Here is a 12,515-nt window from a genome sequence, read left to right as displayed (position 1 = left end):
GGCACGTCCGGGGTGGACCGAGAGCCGTTTGAGAGGTAGGTTTTTTACTGATGAGGCCAGAATCGGTGTGTATGCCACGGTCCGTACAGTCACGAGTATCCCATTCGACCTCCACTAAACCGAATATGAGCGTCGCTCGCGTGAAGCATGACCAGTAGTGCCACCGGCGCAGATCTGTTTGTCGACGCGTTAGAGACCTACGGAGTGACCCATCTATTCGGGAACCCTGGCACCACGGAAGTCCCGATACTCCGTGCGATCGAACAGTCCGAGCTCACCTACCTGCTCGGGTTGCACGAGGATATCGCGGTCGGTATGGCGGCCGGATACGCGAGCACGCGACGCTACCACGCACACGCGGCTGAGGCCGACGTGTTGCCGCTCGGCGTCGTGAACCTGCACGTCGCGCCGGGGCTCGCCCACGGACTCGCGAACATCCAGAACGCCGCCCAAAGCGGCGTTCCGCTGCTCGTCACAGCGGGCGATCACGGAACGAATCACCGACACGAGGAGCCGATTCTCTCCGGCGACCTCGAGGAGATGGCGCGGGAGTATACAAAGTGGAGCGCTGTCGTCGACGACGTTTCGGCCCTCCCGACGATGCTCCGACGGGCAGTTCGAGTCGCGTTGACGCCTCCGACCGGACCCGTGTTCCTGGGGCTCCCAATAGATGTGATGCTGGCTGAAACCGACGCTCGTCCCGAGCGACTCGGGTCGATTCCGACTGCTGGCCGGGGCGACCCGGAGCAGATTGTCGCCGCGGCCCGGATCCTCGAGCGTGCCGACGACCCCGCTCTCGTGCTCGGCGACCGCGTGGCGCAGGCCGGGAGGCGCGCGATCGACGCGGTCACCGATCTCGCGGCGGCAACCGGTGCGGCCGTGTACAGCGAGATGGCTACTGCCGAGATCAACTATCCGCCCGAAGACGACCACTGGGTCTCGTTCGTTGCGCCGGACACGGAGATGGCACGCGTCGCATTCGACGCAGACACGCTCGTCTTCGTGGGGTGTTCGACGAATACCCCGTACATTCCGTACGAGAAACCGTTTATTCCAGACGACGCGACCACTATTCACGTTAGCGACGACATCTGGGAAATCGGGAAGAATATTCCCGCAGACGTCGCGGTCGTCGGTGATCCTGGAGCAGTGACCGCAGAACTCGCAGAGACGGTCGACGTTTCGGCTGCAGAGCGGACACGGCGACGCCAGTCGATCCCGTCCCGACGAGACGCGGTGGAGCAGTTCCTCCCGAGCAGCGGTGACGAGGCTGAGACAGACTCGATAACGAAGGTCGAACTCGCCGACGCGCTCGCCGATACCGCACCTGACGCACTGGTCGTCAACGAAAGTAACACGAGCAAGTATCCCCTCCTGACTCGCTGGTCGCTCGGTCCCGAACAGTTCATCGCTAACAAGAATGGTGGGCTGGGCTATGCCCTCCCCGCAGCGGTCGGAGCAGCGATCGCGACTGCGCAGGCCGGGGAGAAACGCCCGGTGGTCGGGTTCATCGGTGACGGCTCGTACCTGTACTATCCGCAAGCGGTGTACAGTGCCGCCCGTTACGGTGTGGATGTTACCATCGTCATCCCGAACAACCGGAACTACCGTATTCTGAAGGACGGAATGATCGACATTTGCGGCGGGACTGACGCCGACTACGACTTCGTCGGGATGGATATCGAACCCCCGGTCGATATTGTCGAGAACGCTCGAAGCCACGGCGTAAGTGCAGAGCGTGTCACCGCGAGGGAAAATCTTGAATCAACGCTGAATAAAGCGTTTCGCGTCAACGGCCCGTCAGTCGTCGATGTTCAGGTCGAAGACTGACTGCAATGCACCCCCTATGGAGAGCGCACGAAAGCTAGTGGCTCTCCGACGAGAAGTGCTGGAAATAGACGGTGATATTAGGCGAACAGTGAACCGATCGAGACAGTACAGGACGCTTTTGACCGTAGCGCGGATGAAACGAAGTTCACTCCGAAAGACACCTATTCGGACGTCTCGACTCCGTCGTGATTGGCGATCGTGGTACGAATCGACTCACAGATAATTTCCATACCGACCTCCGCCTGACGCTCCGTGAGCACGAGCGGCGGAAGCAGCCGAAGCACGCTCTTTTCGCGGCCAGCATACCAGACGAGCACGCCGTTGTGGTAACACTCCCGTTGGATGGCTTCGACGAGATCCTTCGACGGTTCCCCATCGACGCGGAATTCGACGCCAGTGAACTGCCCTTTGCCTCGAATATCGACAATCTGAGGCACGTCCTCGGCAAGTTCTCGGAATCGGGATCGGATGTATGAGCCGACCGTACGAGCGTGATCGAGCACGTTGTGCTCCTCAATGTAGTCGATGGCGCGAATCCCGCCGACAAACGCTGGGACGTTCCCGCGGAAGGTACCGACGTGCCCACCGGGGCCCCACGTATCGAATTTTTCGTGGTACATCATAGCGCCGATCGGCAGCCCCGATCCGCCGATTCCTTTCGCCATTGTCATCGCGTCAGGCGTCACACCCCAGTGGTCTGCGGCAAACCACTCGCCGGTCCGACCGAATCCCGTCTGGATCTCGTCGAAAATGAGCAGCGCGTCGTTGTCGTCAGCGATGTCGCGGAGTCCCTGGAGGAACCCTTCCGGCGGTACCACGACGCCGCCTTCACCCTGAATCGGTTCTACCCAAATAGCCGCGGGATTCTCGTGTCCGCCGTACGGGCTCTCGAACTTCCGCTGGACTGCATCCAGAGCACGGCCACATACGCCCGACTGACAACAGTCCGCTGCGGGACAGAACGCCTCGATATCGCCGCCAAGCTCCGTCTCGGCGGGGTTCGGAAACGGCACGTGGACTGTGTCCGCCAGCAGCGGTCCGTAACCCTCTTTATACGCCTTCCCGGCGGTCAAACTAAGCGCTCCGGCGGTCGTACCGTGATATGATCCCTCGAAAGCCAGCAGGCCGTGGCGACCCGTATTGTGTTTTGCGAGTTTGATCGAGCCTTCGATTGCGTCGCTTCCCGAGGGGCCACCGAAGAGCACCTTGCTATTGCCGCTGAGGCCCTGTGGGGCGATATCGTTCAGTCGTTTGATGAACTCGATTCGTGGTTCGGTTGGGAAGTCGATAGTATGTGTGAGTTTGCCCACTTGCTCTTCGACGCCCTCAACAACGTATGGATTCGAGTGGCCGACGTTGAGGACGCCGATACCCGCGAAAAAGTCGAGGAAGATGTTTCCGTCGACGTCGCGGATCGTCGCCCCCATAGCTTCCTCAAGTGCGACTGGAACGCGTCGAGGGTAGGCTACTGCGTTGCTGTCGACCTCGCGCTGGGTCTCAAGCAGTTCCTGAGATCGGGGTCCTGGAATCCCGTTGATTTCTGGTTCCTGTGCAAGATGGATTTCTTCGATCGGCGGGCTGGAACCCATAATTGGTTCATTTATACAAAATATAATAATACTTGCCTCGATACGGCAGCGTTGCGATACGGAACGGGGCGGTCAAAACATCGAGTGGCCTATGCGCAGTTTCGACCCCGTTGTCAGCGATTGCAGTCGTATTCAAGTGGTGTTTCTGGAGCGAGAGAAGACACCCGAGCCAGCGATGAAGCCTGGTATCCGATTTCATCTGATTGTTATATAAATATTATATATACTTCTAACCATTGAGATTTTGGGAGTGAAAGCTCATCGAACCAGTGTGCACCGGTGGGTGCAAAAGGCTGAGTTACAGCCGACAACTGGTACCGACCCCAATCACGTTGCCGTCGATGAAACCGTAATTCAGCTCAGCGATGAACAAGATTGGCCTACAATACTGTCGATTCCGACACCAACCGTCTGCACTATATTCGACTATATCCGTCGCATCAACCGCCGATTCCAGCAGATTGCCCGTGAAATCAGGGTGGCATCAGATATATATCTGAAAATATAAAAATACAAAATAACCAATTTCGAAGATATTCGATCTCCGACGACTCTCGGTTTATCGGGACTCTCGACGGACGGGCAGAGAGTTCATTCAATTCGCGGAAGATCGGTTTTCCGGACGACGATGAGAACTATAGTTACGTTCGCAAGTCTTCGCTCACACGATCGCACGCAGTCGTGCGAGCGGATGAGCAATCAGTTGCGAACGCTACTACAGCTGCAGGCAATTCTTGAACGGTGCCGTGACACGTACTGGGGTGAGGTCCTCGAGAACGTTGTCAGTCCGTTCAGTTCGGTATTTGCTGCGCAAGCTCACGGTGACGCACGCAAGGCAATCGACCTGTTCCGAAAGGCAAGCGAGATCGCAGATCGCGAGAGTGAAGATACTGCTCGCAAAGAGCACGTTCGGGATGCGGAAAAAGAGGCTGAACGCGACCGGACGTCAACCCAATGTAGGGACTTCGGCGCAGAAGAAGCTCTCTTCACGCCGCCGAAATTGTCTCTGTCAACTCCCAGCATAATCTCAAGAGTCTACAGATGTGGCGTCCACAAGGAGTACCTGTTCATCGACGGTCCGGAGGTGGTTGCCGAGACACTCCAGGCTGATATCCGACTCGACGATGTTGTATGGCGCCTAGTGGATCTCTCCGCCTTGGGACGATTCACCCCAGCCGTGCCGCCCGTCCCGACGGAACCTCCTCGCTATCGCTGGAAAATACCAGCCGAGTGTGCAGAACTCGGCTGAATGAGCGAACCTTTGGAACCCGGGTCAGCTACCCGTTTTCGGGGGTTGCTGTCGGCTCCGCGTCAGTATCGTCTTCGGGTGTACTGGTTTCGTTTCCGGTGTCGCCGTCAGTATCGTCTTCGGGTGTACTGGTTTCGTTTCCGGTGTCGCCGTCAGCACCGTCTTCGGGTGTACTGGTTTCGTTTCCGGTGTCCTCGTCAGTACCGTCTTCGGGTGTACTGGTTTCGTTTCCGGTGTCACCGTCAGCACCGTCTTCGGGTGTTGCTGTCGGCTCCGCGTCAGTACCGTCTTCGGGTGTACTGGTTTCGTTTCCGGTGTCCCCGTCATCCCCGTCGCCCGGGGTTTCGACCGTGATGATCGCGTCCTGTCCGAAGTCGTTCGAGAAGACGCTGTGGATGTACATCCCCGGGGGAGTCCCTTGGGTATTTATCTGGAACTGAACAGTCGTCGAGCTCTCGCCGTCGAGGTCGACGGTTCGGGTCTCCACGAGGGCGCCGTCGAACCGGAACTCGACCGGCTGTTCGTTGGCGAACTCGTTGGGGTTCGTGACGGTGGCGTTCACTGTGACGTTGTCGCCAACGGTCACCGACTCGGGCGCAGTGAGGCCCGTGACCTCGAAGGAGGCGATTTCGTCGACGATCAGGACCTGGGCGGGCTGTCCGTCTTCACGCGTGTACACGCCGTGGATGTACCTGTCGGCAGTGACAGCGGACGTGTTAACGGAGGTTGTGATAGTCGTCGACTCGCCGGCATCGAGGCTGACCTCCTCGCGGATCGACACGTTACCGTCGAATCGATACGCTACGGTCTGTGTGTCCGCCTCGTCGTTGGGATTCTCGATGGTTGCACTGACGTTCAGCGTATTGCCCCGTTCGATGACCTCGGGAGCAGTCAGATCAGCCACGACAAACGATTCACCGGTGGTCATCTGGGTTTCCACGGTGACGTTCGCCGAGTCGGTGATTGCCGTCCCGTTGTCGACGTACGGACCGTCCTCCGACCCGTTGGTCGCGACGAAGTCGTAGGTCTCGTTGGCGTTCGTGTCGCGGTGCGGCATCGCGATCAGCGTCTCGTTTTCGGTGAGCTCCGTCTCGTTGAACGTCGCTCCCGGAACGTCATCGAACAGCGTGACAGTGACGTTGTCGTGTTCCCCGGGTTCGAGGTACTCCGAGACGCCGATCACGCTCCCGGTGACCTCACCTTCGAGCAGGCTGTCGTCGTGGAGCACCACGAACCCGCCGTCTGTCATATTCACCGAATCGACGGTCACCGATGTGCCGTCCGTCGTCTGATCGGAGAAGGCCACCGTGGCGTTTGTATCCATCGGTGAGTCGACCTGTTGCTGCGTCTCCTGTGCTCCGACCATTCCTACGACGGAGGTCATCATCACCGCCGCTAGTACGATCGCGATAAGTTTCGTTCTTGAAGCTTCCATAGTATTGTATCTCAGATCCAGTTTCGTGTTTCGCTTGCCGATTTCGTGTTTCGCTTGCCGAACTGTCCTCCGCTCGCTGGTCCCCGCGCGAACCACACGTCCCCCACTCCCCGGTCCAGTTTTGTTATACGTCGTCTTGATCTGCGTTCGATCGGCTTACTCCTGTCCGCCGTTCTTTTGTACCATATCGGAGTCTATGCCGTGGTCGATAAGTCCCGCTTATTAGAGAGCTCCGGCGGTGTCGCTGCTGAATTGCCTCCGAAACCACGGGTCTCCGGAGCCCGTAACACGGGGAGTAATCCCCACCATCCGACGCGGGCCAAGGCCCCGCGCCGGCGGCCAGTCTCCTCACCCGCGAGGAGGGTGTGATCGCCAAGCAACTCACGTTCCTCGTGAGACCGTCGACCCTCCACGGGTATCCCTGGCGGCGTTCGTCGTCATCGAGAGCGACCTCTTGGACGATGCCAGAACCGATCAGCTTCTGTATGTGGTTGTCGACGGCGGCCTTGCTCAGGCTGTGGTTGAGGCCTTCGAGTTCGTATATCGACGGGAGTTTGTCGGGCTGCTGGAGGATGTCAATCCATCCAAGGTATGATACTTCTGCGTTCGCGGTACGATCAGGGCAGGCGGACTCGAAGGAGAACGAGGGCCGTCCGCGAACGAGCTGGGTCTCTCATACTGATTACTCTCACTTGTTACCGGCGAGCGCCATCCCCGTTGGCGGCGCTCGGCGGGAAGAGACGAGAGTAATCAGTATCAGGCGTGGACTGTGTATCCAGCGTCTTCGACGGCTTGCACAAGGATCGTGACGTCGGCGTCACCATCGACGCTCGCCTGTTTGGCCTCACGATCGGCGGTGGCGCCAGTCACACCAGACACACCTCGGAGTGCCTCTTCGACTGTCTGTTCACAATGGCCGCAGGTCATTCCCTCGACGGTGATCACTTGACTCATTCCAGTGAGAGATACGGTCGGCTCCTCTTTGTCGTTTCCTGCTTCGATACTGCTGCTCGAACGGCCGTGAAACGAAGTATTCCAAAGTGATTTCAGGGAAATAGTATTGTATCCTGCGTCCCTTTCGGCCAGTATGCGGGACTTGGACGAAACCGATATGGAGATTCTCTCGCTGTTGGCCGAGAACGCCCGTCGTCCGTTCAGCGCAATCGGCGAGGAAATCGGCCTCTCGGGGCCAGCCGTCTCAGATCGCGTCACACGGCTCCAAGAGGCCGGGGTCATCAACCACTTCACTATCGATGTCGACCGTACCAAACTCAGGGCTGGTGTACCGGTACTCGTCCAGCTAGATCTCCCAGCCGAGTCGTTCGAGACGGCACGCGAACGGGTCAGAAACGACGACGCCGTCGAACACGTGTTCATTACGTCGGAGGGCGACCTCTGGTTCTATGGACGTGCAGAAGCACAGAACGTCCGGGCGTGGGTGAACACGCTTCTCGACGGCGTTGACTCGGTTGAATACACAGTCACGTTAGTCGACGAAGTCGAGTGGACGCCATCGATCGACGGCGTCGAGTTCGCACTCACGTGTGCCGAGTGCGGTAATACTGTGGATTCTGAGGGGGAGACGAGTCGTATCGGTGGAGAGCTCTACCATTTCTGTTGCCCATCGTGTCAGAGTCGATTCGAAAATCGACACCAGCGTCTCGAAGAGGGCGTGTAGCGCTGACCCCGGTTTGGAAACGAAAGTAAACGCCGTTGATTACCCCCACTATCCAAGTAGAAACCCACCTAACGGAGTAGCCCCTATAGTATGACGATGAAAACACGCACAGCACATCTTGACGTCACAGGGATGACCTGTGCCAACTGCTCGGGGACAGTTGGGGACGCCCTGGAGTCGCTCGACGGCGTCATCGAGGCGAACGCCAATTTCGCCACGGACGAAGGTTCCGTCGAGTACGACCCGGACGAGGTATCGCTCGCAGAGATCTACGAGACGATCGAGGACGCCGGCTACGGTGCGGTGTCTGACACGGTGACCATCGGCATCTCCGATATGACCTGTGCCAACTGTGTGCAGACGAACGAGACCGCACTCGAGAACACGCCGGGTGTTATCTCGGCCGAGGCGAACTTCGCCACCGACGAAGCGCAGGTCAGGTACAACCCCGCGGACACGTCACTCGAGGCGCTCTACGGCGCTATCGAGGACGCCGGGTACTCGCCGGTCCGGGAAGACCGAGACAGCGGTGAATCGGGTGAAGACGCTCGGGACGCCGCGCGACAGGGTGAGATTCGAAAACAGCTTCGACTGACGCTGTTCGGCGCCGCGTTGGCTACCCCGATGCTGTTTTTCCTCGCAGAGAAGTTTCTGCTCGGCGGGGGAATTCTGCCCGAGACGGTCTTCGGCGTCGAATTCGGGTGGGTCGAGTTCCTGCTGGCGACACCCGTTCAGGCGGTGCTCGGCTGGCCGTTCTACAAGAACTCGTACAACGCGCTGGTCAACAACCGGCGCGCCAACATGGACGTTCTCATCGCACTGGGTTCGTCCACTGCGTATTTCTACTCCGTTGCAGTACTTGCCGGACTGATCGCGGGAAGCCTGTACTTCGATACTGCCGCGCTCATCCTGGTGTTCATCACCCTCGGGAACTACCTCGAAGCGCGCTCGAAAGGGCAGGCGGGCGACGCCCTTCGGAAACTCCTCGAAATGGAGGCCGAGACGGCCACCCTCGTCGACGAGGACGGCAACGAGACGGAAGTGCCACTCGAAGATGTCACCGTCGGTGACCGTATGAAGGTCCGTCCCGGCGAGCAGATTCCGACCGACGGCGTCGTCGTCGACGGGCAGAGCGCCGTCGACGAGTCGATGGTCACCGGCGAGTCGGTCCCCGTCGAGAAAGGCGAGGGCGACGAGGTCGTCGGCTCGACGATCAACGAGAACGGCGTGCTCGTCGTCGAGGCGACGAAGGTCGGTTCGGACACGGCGCTCCAGCAGATCGTCCAGACCGTCAAGGAGGCCCAGTCCCGCCAACCTGACATCCAGAATCTGGCGGATCGTATTTCGGCGTACTTCGTCCCAGCGGTCATCGCGAACGCGTTGCTGTGGGGCACTGTGTGGTTCCTCTTCCCCGAAGCACTCGCCGGCTTCGTCGGCTGGCTCCCGCTGTGGGGAGCGGTCGCTGGCGGCCCAGTCGTGGCTGGTGGCACTGTCTCGGTCTTCGAGTTCGCGCTCATCGTCTTCGCGTCGTCCGTGTTGATTGCCTGTCCCTGTGCGCTGGGGTTAGCGACGCCTGCTGCAACGATGGTCGGAACGACGATCGGTGCCCAGAACGGCGTCCTGTTCAAGGGCGGAGACATCCTCGAACGGGCGAAAGACGTCGACACGGTCGTCTTCGACAAGACGGGCACGCTGACGAAAGGTGAGATGGAACTGACCGACGTCGTCGTCTTCGACGGTGACGGCCAAGCCGTCGCGGACGGTGGTGAGCCGGCAGCCGACGGCGGTCCCGCGAGTAGTGCGAGCGGGACCTCGTCGGACCCCCGATCCGACGGCGGAGCGCTAACCGCACGCGACCGTCTCAGTGAGGACGACGTCCTGCGATTCGCAGCGACGGCCGAAAGTGGAAGCGAACACCCGCTCGCCCGGGCCATCGTCGACGGAGCCAGAGAGCGCGGCATCGACGTGAACGACCCCGAGGACTTCGAGAACGTCCCCGGCCACGGCATCCGCGCAACCGTGGACGGCAGCGAGGTGCTGGTCGGGAACCGGAAGCTCCTCCGCGACAACGGGATCGACCCCTCACCCGCCCAGGATACGATGGAGCGCCTCGAGAACGAGGGGAAGACGGCGATGCTCGTCGCCCGCGTGCCCGCTGGCACGGGCGAGGGCGAACTCGTCGGTGTGGTCGCTGACGCCGACACGATCAAAGAAAGTGCGACCGAGGCCGTGAGCCAACTGCAGGAGCGCGGTATCGACGTGATGATGATCACCGGCGACAACGAGCGCACGGCCCGTGCCGTCGCCGAGCAGGTCGGTATCGACCCCGGGAACGTCCGCGCGGAGGTGCTCCCCGAGGACAAGTCCGATGCCGTCGAGGCCATCCAGGGCGAAGGGCGAAAGGCGATGATGGTGGGCGACGGCGTCAACGACGCGCCCGCGCTCGCAGTCGCCTACGTCGGGACGGCCATCGGGTCGGGCACGGACGTCGCCATCGAAGCGGCGGACGTGACGCTGATGCGCGACGACCCGCTCGACGTGGTGAAGGCCATCCGTATCTCGGACGCGACGCTCCAGAAGATCAAACAGAACCTCGTGTGGGCGCTTGGTTACAACACGGCGATGATCCCGCTGGCCTCGCTGGGCCTCCTCCAGCCCGTGCTCGCGGCCGGCGCGATGGCCTTCTCGAGTGTGTCGGTGCTGTCGAACAGTCTGCTGTTCCGTCGGTACACGCCGGATCACGATTACGAACTGCTCGGCCGACTCCGCTGATCAACTCACCCGGAATCACCATCTCCACCGCACCCTGTCAAATCGCAGACGGATTCTGGGACTCATAGGCCGATAGCACAACGGTCCAACACACGCATCTGGCCTTGTTGAAATCCCCCAAACAGTGATCGGTTTCAGCGGCCGTGCTGAATACAGAGGTTGTAGTCCGCATTGCGCCCCCGCTCGATGGGCTTCACCACACTTTTTTTCACTGACTACACCTACCCGATGAAAGTGATAGGGCGCTTAAGACCGTCTGACGGGTGCGACCCGGAGCCGGTATTATCAATCGCCTGGACGCAAAGGTGAGGGTTTAATGAAAGATAGTGCCGTCGAAAGGCGACCTCGAGGGCCGGACGGCGACGCTCCCTCGATCCTCGGTGAGGTCCACTTCGTACGGAGCCTGGTTTGTGGGAGTAGTGCTCGTAACTAGCGATACGGTCGCCCACAGCTGATAGCACGAATCGCCTTTGAATACAAAATATACTCCACTCACTGCCTCAGTTTCTTAAGAACAAGTGACAAAGCGGATGCCTGTGATAGTCTAGATATGCAAGCCGCCCTCGTCGACGGAATCCTCGAGTCGTTACGGATCGGCGTCGGTTTTCTCTGGACGGCGGCGTGGGCAATCATTATGGGGCTCGTCATCACGAGTCTCGTTCAGGTCTACGTCTCGAAAGAGCGGATGGCCAACGTACTCGGAGAGGGGAACCTGAGTGGCCTCACGAGAGCAACTGCCTTCGGGGCGGCAAGTAGTGGGTGTAGTTTCGGAGCGGTCGCCATCGGGAAGGGACTGTTCAAGAAGGGAGCGCACACGATCAACTTCTTCGCGTTTATGTTCGCCTCGACGAATCTCATCGTCGAACTCGGTCTGATGATCCTCATCCTCCTCGGCTGGGAATTTCTCGTTGCAGAACTCCTGGGCGGTGTCATTCTCATCGCCGTGATGGCGGTCCTCGTCCATCTGACGCTCCCCGAGAACCTCTTCGAGCAAGTACGGGAGGAACTGAATCAACGCGACCACGACCAAGGGATCACTGAGGACCCAACTTGCGGGATGGAAGGCAAAGACGAGTACTCGCTGATGACTGACGGGGGCGAGACGCTGAAGTTCTGTTCGGAAGGGTGTATGGAGACGTACCAGCAGGAAGCCGCAAGTAGCGGCGGTTGGCGCGACGAACTCCGCTCGTGGGGCGGGTGGTACAAAGTCGGGAATCAGTATCGCAAGGAGTGGTCGATGATCTGGACGGACGTCGTCGCGGGCTTTCTCATTTCGGGATTCGTCATCGTCTTCGTTCCGCAGTGGGTCTGGAACACGCTCTTCCTCCGGGGCGATGGATTGTTGGTGAGCGCAGAGAACGCCATTATGGGTGTCGCGATCGCCGTCATCAGCTTCGTCGGGAGTATGGGGAACGTTCCCTTTGCGGTTGCGCTCTGGGGCGGCGGCATCAGCTTCGCCGGCGTCATCGCGTTCGTCTACGCCGATCTCATCACTATCCCCGTCCTGAACGTCTACCGGAAGTACTACGGCTGGAAGGTGATGCTATACATCCTCGGTATCTTCTTTGTGACGATGGCGTTCACCGGGTTCCTCATGGAGGAACTGTTCAGCGCTCTCGGCATCGTCCCGAATCTCGCTGGCGGGGAGACAGCCTCCGAACAGACGTACCTCGAACTTAATTACACGTTTTACCTCAACATCGTCGCGTTCGCGGTCTCTGGCTTCCTCCTCTACGTCTACCGTCGTGGTCTCGGTGCACCCGGGCAGTACCGCGACCCCGTATGTGGGATGCGAACCGACGATAGCGGGCCGAGTCTCACCCACGATGGCGAGACGTACTACTTCTGTTCGGACCGATGTATGCGATCGTTCGAGAAGCACCCATCCGAATTTGCACATCATCATCCCCGCGTCTCAGGGACGGGAGCTTCCCAGAGCCACGAGCATCACTGACCGCTGTA

7 protein-coding genes and 3 pseudogenes are annotated in these 12,515 nt (G+C 59.7%); 6 read left to right on the top strand and 4 right to left on the bottom strand.

Annotated features, from left to right (window positions below):
- The first annotated feature begins 147 nt into the window (after positions 1-147).
- Positions 148-1,830, top strand: a complete 1,683-nt coding sequence (locus RJT48_RS17400) for a thiamine pyrophosphate-binding protein (RefSeq protein WP_311173608.1) — start codon at positions 148-150, stop codon at positions 1,828-1,830.
- Between the two features lie 161 nt (positions 1,831-1,991).
- On the opposite strand, the gene RJT48_RS17395 is transcribed toward RJT48_RS17400, so the two are convergent.
- Positions 1,992-3,419, bottom strand: coding sequence for an aspartate aminotransferase family protein (locus RJT48_RS17395; RefSeq protein WP_311173606.1), 1,428 nt, complete (start codon positions 3,417-3,419; stop codon positions 1,992-1,994).
- A gap of 91 nt (positions 3,420-3,510) precedes the next feature.
- On the opposite strand from RJT48_RS17395, the pseudogene RJT48_RS17390 reads away from it, so the two are divergent.
- Positions 3,511-3,857: pseudogene (locus tag RJT48_RS17390) on the top strand (transposase domain-containing protein); the annotation flags it as partial.
- Between the two features lie 99 nt (positions 3,858-3,956).
- Positions 3,957-4,457: pseudogene (locus tag RJT48_RS20835) on the top strand (hypothetical protein); the annotation flags it as partial.
- A 239-nt stretch (positions 4,458-4,696) separates the two neighbouring features.
- On the opposite strand, the gene RJT48_RS17380 reads toward RJT48_RS20835, so the two are convergent.
- The 3 genes and pseudogenes from RJT48_RS17380 to RJT48_RS17370 form a co-directional block, all read right to left on the bottom strand.
- Positions 4,697-6,052 carry a DUF7282 domain-containing protein gene (locus RJT48_RS17380; protein ID WP_311173604.1) on the bottom strand — a complete coding sequence of 452 codons (1,356 nt, stop codon included), beginning with the start codon at positions 6,050-6,052 and terminating at the stop codon, positions 4,697-4,699.
- Between the two features lie 392 nt (positions 6,053-6,444).
- A pseudogene (locus tag RJT48_RS17375) lies at positions 6,445-6,680 on the bottom strand (PadR family transcriptional regulator); the annotation flags it as partial.
- Between the two features lie 179 nt (positions 6,681-6,859).
- On the bottom strand, positions 6,860-7,057 hold the full coding sequence (locus RJT48_RS17370) for a heavy-metal-associated domain-containing protein (RefSeq protein ID WP_311173603.1): 198 nt from the start codon (positions 7,055-7,057) through the stop codon (positions 6,860-6,862).
- 133 nt (positions 7,058-7,190) lie between these two features.
- Between RJT48_RS17370 and RJT48_RS17365 the strand changes: the two genes are divergently transcribed.
- The 3 genes from RJT48_RS17365 to RJT48_RS17355 all read left to right on the top strand — a co-directional run bounded on the left by RJT48_RS17365 (position 7,191) and on the right by RJT48_RS17355 (position 12,507).
- Entirely contained in the window at positions 7,191-7,781 is a 591-nt protein-coding gene (locus tag RJT48_RS17365) for an AsnC family transcriptional regulator (RefSeq protein WP_311173602.1), read from the top strand.
- Positions 7,782-7,877: 96 nt separating this feature from the next.
- Positions 7,878-10,553, top strand: a complete 2,676-nt coding sequence (locus RJT48_RS17360; RefSeq protein WP_311173623.1) for a heavy metal translocating P-type ATPase — start codon at positions 7,878-7,880, stop codon at positions 10,551-10,553.
- A 550-nt stretch (positions 10,554-11,103) separates the two neighbouring features.
- Entirely contained in the window at positions 11,104-12,507 is a 1,404-nt protein-coding gene (locus RJT48_RS17355; protein WP_311173601.1) for a permease, read from the top strand.
- Positions 12,508-12,515 lie beyond the last annotated feature (8 nt).

Source organism: Halobellus ordinarius, from assembly GCF_031823395.1.
Lineage (GTDB): Archaea > Halobacteriota > Halobacteria > Halobacteriales > Haloferacaceae > Haloquadratum > Haloquadratum ordinarius.
This window is presented reverse-complemented; position numbering and strand designations above follow the sequence as displayed.